General features: G+C 55.9%; 7 protein-coding genes. All 7 read right to left on the minus strand.

The window, feature by feature from the left end; all coding sequences use genetic code 11:
• Nucleotides 1–71: 71 nt before the first annotated feature.
• The 7 genes from SV7mr_RS15835 to SV7mr_RS15870 all read right to left on the minus strand — a co-directional run bounded on the left by SV7mr_RS15835 (nt 72) and on the right by SV7mr_RS15870 (nt 13,856).
• A complete protein-coding gene (locus tag SV7mr_RS15835) occupies nt 72–1,490 on the minus strand; it encodes a quinol:electron acceptor oxidoreductase subunit ActD (protein ID WP_419187461.1) in 1,419 nt (472 codons plus the stop codon).
• Between the two features lie 96 nt (nt 1,491–1,586).
• Nucleotides 1,587–3,008: an NrfD/PsrC family molybdoenzyme membrane anchor subunit gene (gene nrfD / locus SV7mr_RS15840; RefSeq protein WP_145274184.1), complete on the minus strand. Its 1,422-nt coding sequence runs from the start codon at nt 3,006–3,008 to the stop codon at nt 1,587–1,589.
• 90 nt (nt 3,009–3,098) lie between these two features.
• Nucleotides 3,099–6,449, minus strand: a complete 3,351-nt coding sequence (locus SV7mr_RS15845; protein ID WP_145274187.1) for a TAT-variant-translocated molybdopterin oxidoreductase — start codon at nt 6,447–6,449, stop codon at nt 3,099–3,101.
• Nucleotides 6,450–6,567: 118 nt separating this feature from the next.
• On the minus strand, nt 6,568–7,260 hold the full coding sequence (locus SV7mr_RS15850; protein WP_145274190.1) for a cytochrome c3 family protein: 693 nt from the start codon (nt 7,258–7,260) through the stop codon (nt 6,568–6,570).
• Between the two features lie 199 nt (nt 7,261–7,459).
• Nucleotides 7,460–8,599 carry a 2-amino-4-hydroxy-6-hydroxymethyldihydropteridine diphosphokinase gene (gene folK / locus SV7mr_RS15855; protein WP_145274193.1) on the minus strand — a complete coding sequence of 380 codons (1,140 nt, stop codon included), beginning with the start codon at nt 8,597–8,599 and terminating at the stop codon, nt 7,460–7,462.
• Nucleotides 8,600–8,768: 169 nt separating this feature from the next.
• Entirely contained in the window at nt 8,769–10,052 is a 1,284-nt protein-coding gene (gene ltrA, locus SV7mr_RS15860; RefSeq protein WP_419187352.1) for a group II intron reverse transcriptase/maturase, read from the minus strand.
• Nucleotides 10,053–10,871: 819 nt separating this feature from the next.
• Nucleotides 10,872–13,856, minus strand: coding sequence for a zinc-dependent metalloprotease (locus SV7mr_RS15870; protein WP_145274196.1), 2,985 nt, complete (start codon nt 13,854–13,856; stop codon nt 10,872–10,874).
• Nucleotides 13,857–14,153: the final 297 nt, after the last annotated feature.

The following is a 14,153-nucleotide window of genomic DNA, read 5'->3' on the forward strand; positions in this document are numbered from 1 at the left end:
CTGACGTTACGCCAAGGCGTAGGTTGTATCGGGGAAACAGTGCCGGGGGCCGGAGCCCGCCGAAACCGGTATTAGTTTTGCTCTTTCTCTCGCTCTGCAGCGGCCTTTGCCGCCGCTTCTTCCTGCCGCTTCAAATTCTCTTTGGCCGCTTCAACGGCAGCTTTGACCTCCGCTTGCTTTTCAGCAGGGACGACGTCCAACGGTGCGTTCTGACTCAGCTGCAGTGCGCGAACATAAGCCACGATCGCCCAGCGGTCTTGGACCTCAATTTGGCTGGCGTAACCGGCCATCTTGCGAACCCCATTGGTGATCGTTGAGAACAACTTGCCATCAGGGTAGGTTTCGCTGTACAGCGCGGTGTCGTGAAGGTTGCTCGGTGGAACCCAAGTATCAAACTGCTTCTCAGTCGCTCGCTGATTGACCAGGCCATTGCCCAGTCCGCTCATGCCGTGGCACACGCTGCAGTAAATGCCGAACTGCTGCTTACCACGCGCCAACAAAGCTTCGTCAACGGTCACTGGAATGTGATCCAACCAGGGCGTGTCATCCACAGGTTCAGCAGGCGGTGTGGTCGTGCCGGCGGCTTCATCCTGATAGGCCGCCACCAATTGGGCTGCGGCACCGGGATCGACAGCCGTCAATGCATCGAAGTCAATGCCGGTCAACGCTTCCATGGAACCACTGAGCTGACCGCGGGCAACGGTGCCCGGAACGTCAGGACGCATCGCGCGGTTATCACCGAACAAACTGGTTGTTTGCTGGGCATCACGTGCCGGTGAAAAATCCATATCGGGGAAGATATGAAAACGTGGCTTGCTGCTGTTGGTCACACGCATCGTCAACACGCATAGTAGCGGGATGATGGACGCCGCGACGGACAAAGCCCACACGCTGTAGATGAACTTGGGAACCTGTTTTGGCGATTCGTCTTCAACCACTTTGTTGATGTAGTCGCTGCCGGTTTCGCCAAGCAGAGCTCGCACGCCTTCTTCATCGTACCGTTCGTCCGATGAATCGATGTACAGGAAAAACCGATCGTCGGTGGCGCGATCGAATCGGGGGTCGGTGAACACCGGGTTGCTGAACTTTGGCAATCCATTCAACGCCCACATACCGAAGAACGCTCCGAACGCGGCAAACAGAATGGTCAGCTCAAAGGCCACTGGGATGAACGCGGGCAACGACAGAAATGGCTTACCTGAGATGATGTATTGATAATCAATACTGTTCATCCAGATCTGCATGACCAAGGCCGTCATCGTTCCGGTGATCCCTGCGACCAGGCAGATCCACGGCAAGATCGTCGGCTTGATGCCGAGAGCTTTATCGATCCCGTGGACAGGAAACGGTGTGAACGCATCGGTCTTGATGTAACCAGCATCACGCACTCGACGACACGCTGCAAGCAGTGAATCGACCGTCGTAAATTCGGCCACCATCCCGTGGTCTGTCGCTTCTACTTTGCTTTCCGACATAGTTTTCTGATCCATCGAAACAGATCGCTAAGGCATAAATGAGATTCGTTAATGTGCCACGTTTCAAAGCCGTGGCAGCTCAGTTCCGTCAGTGTGTAGGCCGCGAGTGACCTAGTGCTCTTCGCCGTCCTCTCCATGGCCATGAGCCATGTGGTGTTCCTTGGCCAGCGTTGCTTTGACTTCTGCCATGTTGATGACAGGCAGCGTTCGGCAGAACAGCAAGAACAAGGTGAAGAACAAACCAAATGATCCAATCAGCATGCCCCAGTCCACCCAAGTCGGGGTGAAGTAGGCCCAGGCACTCGGCAGGTAATCACGTGCCAAACTGGTCACGACAATCACAAATCGTTCGAACCACATCCCGATGTTGACAAAGATCGAGACAACAAAAATGATCCACGGCGTCGTCCGGCACTTCTTGAACCAGAACAACTGCGGACTGATCACGTTGCAGCTAATCATGATCCAGTACGCCCAGGCGTACGGCCCAAAGGCTCGGTTGACGAAGGCAAAGATTTCGGCATCCACTTGGCCATACCAAGCGATAAAGAATTCCGTCCCGTACGCTAGACCGACAATCGAGCCGGTGGCCAGGATGATCTTGCACATATTGTCTAAGTGCCGAAGCGTGATCAACTTTTCTAGGTTGAGCATCTTGCGGGCCGGAACCATCAGCGTCAGCACCATCGCGAAACCGCTGAAGATCGCCCCCGCAACAAAGTACGGCGGGAAAATGGTTGTGTGCCAACCGGGAACCTGGGAGACCGCGAAGTCAAACGAAACGATCGTGTGTACCGACAGGACCAACGGAGCCGCCAAGGCAGCCAAGATCGCGTAAGCCTTCTCGTATCGCATCCAGTGTCGCGATGAACCGGACCAGCCAAGCGCCAAGACGCCATACACCGCTCGACGCAGCGGGTTCTTTGATCGATCGCGGAAGGTTGCCAAGTCGGGCACCATCCCCATGTACCAGAACAACAACGAGACCGTGCCGTAGGTTGAAACGGCAAACACGTCCCACAACAGAGGGCTGCGGAATTGTGGCCACATCCAAAGATTCAAACTGGGATAAGGTGCCAGCCAAAACGCCAGCCAAGCTCGTCCCACGTGAATCCCGGGGAAGGTCCCCGCACAGGCAACCGCGAAAATCGTCATCGCTTCCGCTGCCCGGTTAATACTGGTTCGCCACTCTTGCCGGAACAAATACAGAATCGCACTAATCAGCGTTCCAGCGTGACCGATCCCGACCCAGAACACGAAGTTGACAATCGGCCACCCCCAGAACACTGGAGAGCGGTTACCCCAAACCCCAACACCGGTGTAGATCAAGTACAGGATCAACAAGCCTAAGACTTGTAACAACGCGAAGGCAACCAAGAAGCTGCCAACCCAAGTCTTGCTCGGTGGACGCTCGGCCACTTGGCAGACCGCCTCGGTGATGTCGTTATACGTCGTTTCTCCCAACACCAATGGTGCGCGTTCGCCTGGGCGTTCGACGGTGTTATCCAATCCGTTTGGAATGGCGAGTGACATGTTCTGTGATCGGTTCGAGGAAAATCGTCTAAGAATTCGTTTGCTTCAATGTGCTCGCGGCCGCTGATTGGGCCATGAGCCATCTCTGGCTTAGTGTTTTGCGGTCTCGGCTTCGCTGTGCTTCTCGGCTTCGCTGTGCTTCTCGGCTTCGCTGTGCTTCTCGCCTTCGCTGTGCTTCTCGCCTTCGTGCGACTCGTCACCATGACCGTGGTGCGGAGCTTTCATGTTCTCCAGGTCATCACGCTGAGCAGCGGTATAAAGCGAGGGGTGCGGGTTGGTCACCCGAGCCAAGTACTCGGTGCGTGGCTTAATGTTCAGCTGTTTCAGAATGCCATAAGAACGTGGGTCCTGACGCTTGGCATGGACGACCGATTCGGGATCATCAATGTTCCCAAAGTCAATCGCCTTGGTGCTACAAGCGGCTTGGCAAGCGGTGATGACGCCACCGTCTTTGACGATGCCCGTCCCGGCCTTACGAGCTTCGATCTTGCCCTTTTCAACACGCTGGATGCAATAGGTGCACTTTTCCATGACACCACGACCACGCGGAGTCACGTCGGGGTTGAGCACCAAGGCTTGCAACTTACGGTTGGCACTTTCGATGTTGCCCGGATAGGCGTTCACACCATATCCAACACCGATGTCTTCGTTGTAGTTGAAGTAGTTGAAACGACGCACTTTCACAGGGCAGTTGTTACCACAGTAACGCGTTCCGATACAACGGTTGTAAGCCATCGCATTGATGCCCTCTTCCGTGTGAACGGTTGCGGCAACAGGACAAACCTGTTCGCAAGGAGCCGTTTCGCAGTGCAAGCAAGCCATCGGCTGATGCACAACCGAGGCATCTTCTTCGTTCCCCTGGAAGTAGCGATCGATTCGCAACCAATGCATTTCGCGGCTATTACGAACTTGCTCTGGACCCACGATCGGAACGTTATTTTCACTCTGACAAGCGATCACACAGGCATTGCAACCGGTGCACTTGGACAGGTCAATCGCCATGCCCCACTGGGGGATGAAGTTGCGTTCTTCATCATGGCGAATGTCTTGAATGGGCTGGTTCTGCAGCGAATTGTCACGTGCAAAGGTTGGCACATGCACTTCCTTTGGCTCCGCATGAGCAAAGCCATTGATCTTGTCATAAAGACCAACGGTCCCTTCACGAACCAAGGTGAAACTACGCTTCTCTGTTTCCGTTTTGCCAAGCTCATCGATCGCCCAGTGATCCTGGGTGGTGGCAAAGTCATACTCGCTAAAGTTTGGCCGTGCTTGGACCTCAGTCGCAACGAGCATCGCATCGCTGGTGCGGATCGGGGACACATCGATTCCAGCAATCTCGACACCTTCGTCGACATAGCCACCGACCTTACCGGCTCGTGTGCGACCGTAACCGATCTGAGTCACGACGACACCCGGAGCGATGCCGGGAATCTCGAATACGGGCAATTCAACCTTGCCTTCTCCGCGACGCAGCGTAACGTACAAACCGTGCTTGACGCCCAACTGCTTGGCAGTGCCAGGGCTCATCACAGCCGAGTTGCCCCAGGTTTGCTTGGTGATGGCTTGTGGCATCTCTTGCAACCAGCCGTTATTGGCAAACCGTCCGTCGTACAAACCGTCTGCAACGGTGAAAACGACTTCGTAGTTGTCGCCATCGATTCCATCAGCCTTGACGGGAGTTGGCATTGCGGCATCCAGCGTGAACTTGCTGGTGTCAACCGAAGCCTCAATCAGGCTGGTTTGAATCTCGTCGCTATAACCATTGTGCAAGAACTCTCGCCACTGGCGTTCACTGAGCGCTGAACCGGCGGCTTGGCTGGCGATTCGATCGGCGGTGAAGCGAACCATCTTCAATGGATCTGCGACATCTTCTTCAAGCAACAACGCGATGACTTCGGCAGCACTGCGACCGCCCATCAGCGGCAAAATCTGCGGCTGACAAACGCCGTAATAGCCTTCGCCATTGATGCTGTCGCCCCAAGACTCCAGGGGATGCGACTGCGGCAACGACCAGCGGCACTTCAAAGCCGTCTCATCGTCGTACTCACCGAGATAAAAGCTATTTTCAACGTTGCTTAACGCAGCTTCCAGTTCAATGTCGCCAGGTGCCGTCACAGCGGGGTTGTCGCCCAAGATCAGCAAGGAATCGACTTCGCCGCCATTGATTTGATCAACCAGCGTTTTCAAGCCAACGGTTTCCAAGTCACCATCGACGGCGGGAACGAACTTCTGCAGCGTCCCCAATGAGCCCAACATCGAGTTCAATGCGATGCCGGCCGCGACTGCCTCTGGCCCCATTGATTCGCCAACAATGACAACCGCCTTGTCTTCAACCCGAACAATGTCGTGTGCCAAGACATCTGCAAATCGCGCCATGCGGTCAGCAGGCGTCAACGTGTCACTGTCGAAAGGAGTTGGCGGCGGATCGTTGGAATGATCATGTTGCTTGCCAGCCTTCAACTCTTTGACAAGCTTTGCAACATGGTTCAGCAAGCCAGCCATGTCACTCGGACGCACTGGCAAGCGAGTGTCAGCCATCGTCCCCGTTGTGCTGTAAGCAGCCTCTGCGACATACAATCGGCTCATCGAACCGCTGGACACGTCGCGATGCTCAGCGAAGGATTTCGCGGCAAGCAACGACCCGGGATCATTGCCCAGGAAGTCGGCGCCGATCGAGAAAATCACTTCGGCCTTGCTCAGATCCAATGTCTGCGTGGCTTCGGCACCAAAGACCGACTTCGTTGCCGCACGCATCACGCCCGCTCCGACACTATCGTATCGGCACAGCGTGGCAGCCGGCAAAACTTCCTTCAATCGCTTCAACAATCGCACGTTGGTTGGCGATGAAGTCGACGAGGTCAAAACAGCAAAGCCCTTGCCGCCGTTCGCCTTCGCGGACTGAACGGCTTCTCGACCAGCGGTCAAGGCAGCGTCCCAACTGGTGCCCTGGCGACGCTGGCCAGCAACCCGCTCAAGCACCTGACCACCCTGCCCGCGTGAGCGGTCGGGATCAAACAGGCTTAGAATCGACGCTTGAATGTAGGGATTCGTTCCGGCACTCGATGGGTGCATCGGGTTTGTTTCGACATGCTGAGGGCGGCCATCGAAACAGCGAATCAGCAAGTTATGGACCGAGCCTGCCAATTCAAAATTGGTCGCCCGCTCGTAAAACTCACCAGGCTCACGACCTTCGGGACGAATCACGAATGGCGCGATCACTTCTTCTGGATAACGACAACCGGCAACGCCAGCCATGGTCAGTGAAGCACCCATGATCTGCATCCAACGACGGCGCGAAACACCCTCGGGATATTCGGATGCAGCCACCGGAAATTCCCGGTGCAAGTGCTTTTCCTTAAACTCTTCGCTGCCCTGCAGTTCGGCAATGCTGCGCCAGTAAGTTGGTGCTGGATCGCTGGCGGCTGATTCGTTCTGGGTCATATTCTTCGGTCGAAAAACGGTTTTCAGCATTGGAACCCACTTCGCGGCTGAACTCAGTGATTCAGCGTTCAAAGCAGATCGTTGTGTGTATGGTCTCTAACGCGTATCGGTCAGCGAATTAACGGTGACAGACAGCACAGTTTCGTTTGGGATCAATGTGCTGCTCTCTGCGAACGTCTGCAGCAAACGCTTCCTGATCCCACTCTGGCGATGGCTCCCAATCAAGCTTGGTCACAAATTCCTTCGGACGCAGATGCGGGTTGGGGTTTTGGTGGCACTCGATGCACCAAGCCATTGAAAGCTGCTTGGCCTGGTAAACCTCTTCCATCTGATCGATCCGCCCGTGGCAACTAACGCAACTGACGCCGGAATTGACGTGTGCGGCGTGGTTGAAGTACACGAACTCTGGAAGGTTATGCACTCGTTTCCACTGCATGCTCTTGCCTTCGAACCAACTGGCGTGGATGGGAGTCAGCTTTCGGCTGTCAGCGTGAACCGCAGCACGAGGAGTCGGGCCGCCTTCCTTCTCGCGCGGGCTGTGGCAGTTGATACAGGTCGCCGTTGGCGGTACCGCTGCGTGAGCTGCGTCAAAGACGGTATTGTGGCAGTAGCGACAATCCATCTTGAGCTGGCCCGCGTGAATCGCGTGACTAAACGGAACGGGCTGTTCAGGCTGGTACCCAACGTTCAGCGTTTCGGGATCAGTTACCAAACCGCCAAAAATCAACGCGACGAGACCACCACCACCCAAGGCCGCTCCAAGGACGGTCAAAAATGGGTTGGTCCAGCGAGGAAACAAAAATCGTTGCATGATCATCGACCGGCTCTAGACCGGACGTCTGAATTTCTGGGAAAGGTGCAGGGACGATATAACGGGAAATTATCGGGCGCTTGGGTGCCAATTGGCAAGCCCACCATTGAAGTGAGCGACATTCTGTCGCGAGTATTCTCCTTCATCAGGATGCAACAGATCGTCGCACCCCCATAAACAGCCAGCGTTTTGGTAAACATTACCACCAGCGACCATCTTCGGTCACAGGGTGCACCGGACAATGCATCGCCTGCAACACAGAAGCCAATTCGGAAACCGCCCAGTCACTTTCGGCCCCTTCAAGATGGTACTCCGGCCAGCTCCAACCACCGACCCACATGCGGTGCGGAGCAGGCCATAACCCCGCAACGGACGGCCTTTCCAGCCGTACGACCAAACGCGGCAACCCACTCAAACGCTCTATCGCTGGCCGCGATCCTCCGCACAGTGTTTCCAATGACGAACCACTGGCAGCCTGAGCGCTTTGTCCAGTCTGCGAGGCCTGCGCAAAGTCTACGGCGCCCGTCGCACCGCCTGATGAAGGTTGCCCCCAAGGCACACCATCGCAAACCCAAGGCGTCTCCTGATCTGGCAAGAAAACAGCGTCTTCTTCCGCCGCCGGCTGCGACAATCCGTCTGCTTTTAATGCACCGCACTCACCGGCCGGACCACACTCGCCAGAAACAAGCCGCCGCCAACCACTTTCAGCGCTGCGAATCTGCACGCCATGCTCTTCGCTCAAGCGATGGCACAACATGCTTCGAAACGCCTGATCCGCGCCGACCAACGCCAGCGATGGAGTGTCAGCGGACAAGTGCTGAGACATTTCCGCCAACGTCCAGCCAAACCGCGGGTCACGAAGATCCGCCGCGACATCACACGCCGGACGCAATACAAACTGCCGAGCTGGATACCGGGGGTGAGGGACCACCAAGTGACTTGCAGCGCCGACCAAGCTGCCGTGCAAGACCACATCCAGATCAATCGAGCGTGCATCCCAACGAAGCCTACGCTGCCTTCCCAGCTCCTGCTCGACGCGCTGCAACACGCTCAGCACGTCACGCGCCGAGGCATGAGTTGCAAAGACTCCGACGGCATTCAAAAAGGGCTCCTGCCCACCGGGGCCACCAATCGGAGGCGTCTGAAAGAGCCGACTTGTTCGCAAATCGCGATGCAACACCACTTCATCTGCCGCCAGACGTGCTGCCGCCTCGGCGATCAATTCCTGACGATCGCCCAAGTTACTGCCAAAACTGACCACGCATTGCGAGACCTGAATGTGCTGTGGAGCGGACTGGCCCGGCAACGGCCGCGGAACGGGTGAGGACGTGTTTTCCATTCCAGAATCTTAACCACATCCATCCAGCCTGACATGAGCTAATGCGGCATGGCCGGCCGGGGAGGGTTTCGTTGTGGCGGCCTGCGGTTGGCGTTGCCAACCACTTCAGTCACGGTAGGAACGGCCGTTTCCGGCCGCCCCCCGCACAGATCCGTACTTGAGTGTTGTCTCATACGGCTCCTGCCTTGATTCGGGCGCGAAATCGTTGATCTGGATACGGGTGGCGTACCTTGGCGTGAGGGAGGTAGGTCAGCAGCAACCGTTTCATGCGAGGCCAAGGCCAGCGATGCCGTTGGCTGCGACGACAAAGCGTACGCAACCATAGTCGGCTAACCTCGTCTCGAAATCGACGTAGGCGGCTCACATTGCCTGGGACGGCATAGTAGGCCAGCCAGCCGCGGACCACACTACCCAGCCACCGACCTTGTTGGCCGACTGACTGGTGTCGCCGACGACGAAGCTCCGCCTTGATTGCCGAGAGGGTACGAGCCATCCGGCTCGCGATCGTCTCGCGGCGAATCATGAACCATCCCGTCTTTGGGCTGGTATCACAGCGGTGCGTGAAACCGAGAAAATCGAACGTCTCCGGTCGACCGTCTCCTCGCTCAGATCGACGCTCGATCGCATAACGACCAAACTCGAGCAAGCGAGTCTTTTCGGGATGAAGCTCAAGGCCGAACTTCCCGAAACGTTCCCGGAGTGCTTCCAGGCACATTTCAGCATCAGCTTTGCTCTCAAACCCAATCACAAAATCGTCGACGTACCGAACCACAACGACGTCCTTGCGGCCGCGCTGTCTTCGCCAGTGGTCAATCCACAAGTCCAACACATAGTGAAGATAGATGTTCGCAAGCAGCGGCGAGATCACCGCTCCTTGCGGAGTCCCCACCGTCGTCTTGGACCACTCACCGTCTTCGCTGACACCGGCTCGAAGCCATTTTCCGATCAGACGGAGAATCCGTTTGTCGCTAATGCGATGCTCGATGAACTTCATGAGCCATTGGTGGTCCACGTTGTCAAAGAAGCCTTTCACATCGGCGTCCAGAATCCAGTTCACCTTTTTGCTGCTCACGCCGACACACAACGCATCGAGTGCATCGTGAGCGCCGCGACCAGGACGGCCACCATAACTGAATCCGAGAAAATCCTGTTCGTAGATGCACTGCATGACCCACCCGGTTGCCTTTTGGACAATCTTGTCCTCCAGGGCCGTGATGCCGATCGGACGTTGCCGGCCATCGGCTTTGGGAATGTAGATTCTCTTGGAGGGCTTCGCTCGGTAGGCACCCCGGTGAATACGACCGTGTAGAGCCTCAATCGAGGCTTCTCGGTCTTGCTCGTACTGCTGCCAAGTCACCTCGTCGATGCCCGCTGCGGCAGATTTCTTCAAATCATCGAAGGCCTCGTGCAGCAGGGGAACGTTGATGTGATGCAACAGGTTCTCGAACTTCAACGCAGGACAGTCCCGCGCTGTTTCGCGCACACCCAGCAGCCCGCGAGAACGACGCTTGGTCCGACTCGAAGTTCGGGGTCGATCGTGCTGCGAGGTGCTCATCTTGGCTGAGTCCCTTTCCTCGACAGACTCCGCGGCCGGTTCAGTTCCGGCGTTGTTCGCCTGTGTCGGCAGTACTATGGACTCATCCGACTTCCGATCAGCGTTCATGGCAGCCTTTCCCGCTGGACGGTTCGCTGCCCGCACTGGATACTTGCCAGTGGCCGATCGGATCTCCCGGTTCTCGCGATTGAGATTTCCACGCATGCGCAGGTTCTCGTGACTCCGCCGTGTCCGATGGGTTCTCGCCTAATGACGAACCCATCGGTGTTGCCTTCCCCATAGAGGGACCAGGTCGGCACACGGAAGTTCAGATTTCGGAGCTCAATAGCTGGCCTGCGTTTCCCCCCTTGTCGGACGCTCAGCACAGATCGGTTACCCTCTCTGCACCTCCGATGGAGGCCATAGCAGTTGGCTAGACTTTCTACGTAGGACACTTTCATTCCCTATCTCAATCCGGTTTTATCCCGGCACTCCCCTCACCTCGCTGACGCTCGATTCTCCCGCAAGCGGGAGAGTGAAGGCAACGAATTTGCCTTCAGCCGTCATCGCGTTGCCACGGCTTTTTGGTGCGTGCAAGCAGGGCACGCTACTGTCTTGGCGCTCGCCAGGGGTTCGGTGACTGGGACCAGCGGATGAAAAAAAAACCGGGCCTGGGATTCAATCGAATCCCAGACCCGGCGAATGCAGGATCGGTCCAACGCGAATGGCCGTCGACGGCTACTCGGTTTCTTTTCCTAAACGCAGAATCATTGGCGCTCCACCACCACCGGATCCACCGTAGGTGTACTGCGCCTTGAGCGCTTGCTCGATGCGAACAGACGATTCACGCAGGTGAGCTCGACTGTAGGGATCCATCTTGCCTTCGCTCTTCGTCAACCGGTTGTCGATCTGCGACTTCAAATCCACCAACTGCATGCGTGCCAAATCCTTGACGGGCTTGGTCGCTGCACTGCCACTGCTCTTTGCCAGCACCAGATCCACCAAGCGATCGATGTGCTCGTGCTGCAAGTTACGGCGAAGCGAGGAAATCATGGGCTTGCGAACACTGCAGTTCTCGGGGCAATCCTTGCTGATTTCCCCCCAAGCAGCCTTGGTCACGGTTTTCAGAACTTCGGGCAGCGTCAACACATCGCTATCGGCAGACGTCCGCAGTTCGTTGTCGTAAACGCGTCCCAAAGTGGTTGGATTCAAGATCATGGTCATAGCACTGGCCTGGATGCCAAGCACACGCTCATGCACGGGCCAAGTCGCATCTCCAGAGGAACCGTGAACCGACAAGCGGTCCATCCACTTTTCGCTGGTCATGCGTTCGAGCAATTCAGGCGTCAAACCGAAGGCTTCGTCATTAAACGTCTGCTCGATCACGAATGCCAACGCGTTGCGTTGCTGTTCGGCTGGCACGACGGTGACCGGAGCGCGATTTTCGGGATCGCCTTTCTTGTCACGATTTACGAACGCACCGCCAATCCAGTTGGCCATCATGCTGGTCGAACGCGTTTGCATCGACAGCGTCAATTCGTAACCACGACGAGCCTTCGCCCACGAATCACCGTCTTTGACAAACTTGTCCAAGATTCGACCGCGATACAGTTTGATCAAACGAACCTGCTCTTGGCAGTAATCCAATGGATCCTTGCTGAAGTCGTAGCGACGAGCCAGCGGATCGGGCCCGGAGGTGTCTTCGTCGGTGGCGAACTGCAAGTCTGGCTCAACACAGCGTTTGAGAATCTCGGGCAACTTCTTGTCGTCCATGGTGTAGCCGTATTCGATCGCCCAGTAATCGTAGGGACCGATGTCGATCATGCCGTAATCACCTTGGACATCGCCACTTTCGAAGCGGAAGTTGATCGGGGTGTAGTCCATCACCGAGGCGGTGAAGGTCTTTTCGCCTTTCAATTCCTTGCTGTTGATTTCGTCCAGCGTGTAACGACCTGACGCTTTGAAGTTGTGACGCAATCCCAGTGTGTGGCCGACTTCGTGAGCGACCAAATCGGCAAGCAACGGACCGACGAACCAGTCGGGCATGCCGTCGAGCATGTCAAACAGTTCTGCCGCAGTCTTGTCTTCAGCAGTCTTTTCCTTGTCGTCTTTCTCTTCTTCCTTGTCGTCGTCAGCTTCCTCATCGTCGCTGTCTTTCTCTTCATCAGCTTCCTTGTCGTCGCCCTTCTCATCGGCGTCTTTTTCTTCGTCGTCGCCGTCCTTCTTGTCCTCTTCCTCTTCCTCGTCGTCGTCATCCAACAACAGAGCTTTGTTCGCCATCGGAACCAAGGCAAAGTCCATGCGAGCGAGCGCCAGGTCCAGGCTGCGTGCATTAGGAGCCATGCACATGCCATTCTTCTGACTCAGGTGACCGATCAGGCCATCGAATTCGTCATCACCGATCAGAGTCGGATCGGCGTTGGCCAAACCGTAACCGGCGTAGGGCTGTGCGGAAAGACGAGCAATTTCACGCTGAATTTCGGGGCGTCGCGAAGGCGATGCCAAACGCAAACGCGGATCCCAATTCGGACGCGTCGCCAACCAATTGAGCGTTTCGGGCGAGAAGCCTTCCATTGCCAACTTGGGCATCAAGTCATCGTATTGAAAATTGAAGTGACGGATCCAGCCGTCAGTCAGAATGATGTCTGCATCAAGGATTTCACCGGTCATGGGGTGCACGCGACTAGGACCAATCGCGGTACCGATGTCATTGTTCAGCCAACGAATGAAGTTGTAACGAACATCCTCGGGATCCTTTTCCATATGGATGCCGCTCTGAGCGTCTTGGTATTCGATCACGATCGCATCAACGATGCCGACCTTCTCGTACGCTTTATTCCAGTAGTCCACGCCCGCTTTGATCCAACGACGGTAACGCACCGGCGCGGTGTGTTCCACATAGAACCGGATCGGGGTCTTGGGTGGGCTTAACTTCAGTTTTGGATCGCGTTTCTGCAAGTTCCAGCGATTGATATAGCGAACGGTGGTTCCTTCATCGGTGTACTTTGCCAGATCCGAGAACGCGGTGGTGAAGTAACCAACACGCTGATCAGCAACACGTGGCTTAAAACCGTTGGTCGGTGGAGGAACTTCGCTGAACGAGTAGTGCAGCGTCTGCAGCTTGCGCCCGGTGCCGACAACCTCCATCGCGATTTCAACATTGCCTTTGAAATTCTTGACCTTTTTGATCTTGGTCAGGCGAGTGTTGGAAATCCGGATCGCCGATCCAAAGAACGTTGAAGCGTTGTTGACCAGCAGACTATCCATATCGATGACCGGTCCACCGCCGGGGCCTTTCGCCACGATGGGAATGTCCAACAGCACTTGATCGGTAAACAATCGACTCACAGAAGCCTTGGCTTCGGGATCACCGTTAGCACGAATCGACAAGTTCGGTGCAATCAGAGCCAAACGCTCATTGTAGGGGCGGAACTTGACCACCAGATCGCCCGATTGCAGCCCCGCATAGGTGTCACCGCTGGCGACGGTCAACGCGATAAAGTACTGCTTATTGGCGAAATCTTTGGGCAACTCAGCCAACAACTGGCTGTCTTTAGTGCGTTGCCACAATCCAAAGAACCCCTTGGTGGCTTGCTGATCACTGACAGGAACCGCCTTGTAATCCTTGGAAACGGCGTCAAATGAAGGCAACTCGGCGACGCCGGTTCTTGCCCCTGCCATCGTGGCAACAACAAGGCCGAAAGTGAGAAGAACTTTTTTCATTCCTAGAGACTCAGACGTGTACGGATGAAGAATCTTGCAAAACTTAAGTCAAAAATAAAACCGGAAATGGCCCGGAAATGGTTTCTGGCGCCTCCACGTACAGAACCCTCCCAAGAGGGCCCTCATCGCTGGCCGCACCAACAATCAATTGTATTGAATGTTTTCCCGAATTGTTTACCCAATCCCATGATTTCCCCTCAGTTATGTAATTCAACCCCCGCCTGTTAAACTTCCTCGGGTTTTGCTGTCCATGGTGTGGGTTGCAACCTTGGTGATGAACCCCGCAGACCGCTGCTG

Origin of the sequence: Stieleria bergensis (assembly GCA_007745635.1) — a bacterium.
Lineage (GTDB): Bacteria > Planctomycetota > Planctomycetia > Pirellulales > Pirellulaceae > Stieleria > Stieleria bergensis.

Bases quoted from the DNA above. Each gene is read 5' to 3' on its own strand.
- nrfD (WP_145274184.1), bottom strand. From the start codon at position 3,008: ATGTCACTCGCCATTCCAAACGGATTGGATAACACCGTCGAACGCCCA.
- SV7mr_RS15835 (WP_419187461.1), bottom strand. From the start codon at position 1,490: ATGGATCAGAAAACTATGTCGGAAAGCAAAGTAGAAGCGACAGACCAC.
- SV7mr_RS15845 (WP_145274187.1), bottom strand. From the start codon at position 6,449: ATGACCCAGAACGAATCAGCCGCCAGCGATCCAGCACCAACTTACTGG.
- folK (WP_145274193.1), bottom strand. From the start codon at position 8,599: ATGGAAAACACGTCCTCACCCGTTCCGCGGCCGTTGCCGGGCCAGTCC.
- SV7mr_RS15870 (WP_145274196.1), bottom strand. From the start codon at position 13,856: ATGAAAAAAGTTCTTCTCACTTTCGGCCTTGTTGTTGCCACGATGGCA.
- SV7mr_RS15850 (WP_145274190.1), bottom strand. From the start codon at position 7,260: ATGCAACGATTTTTGTTTCCTCGCTGGACCAACCCATTTTTGACCGTC.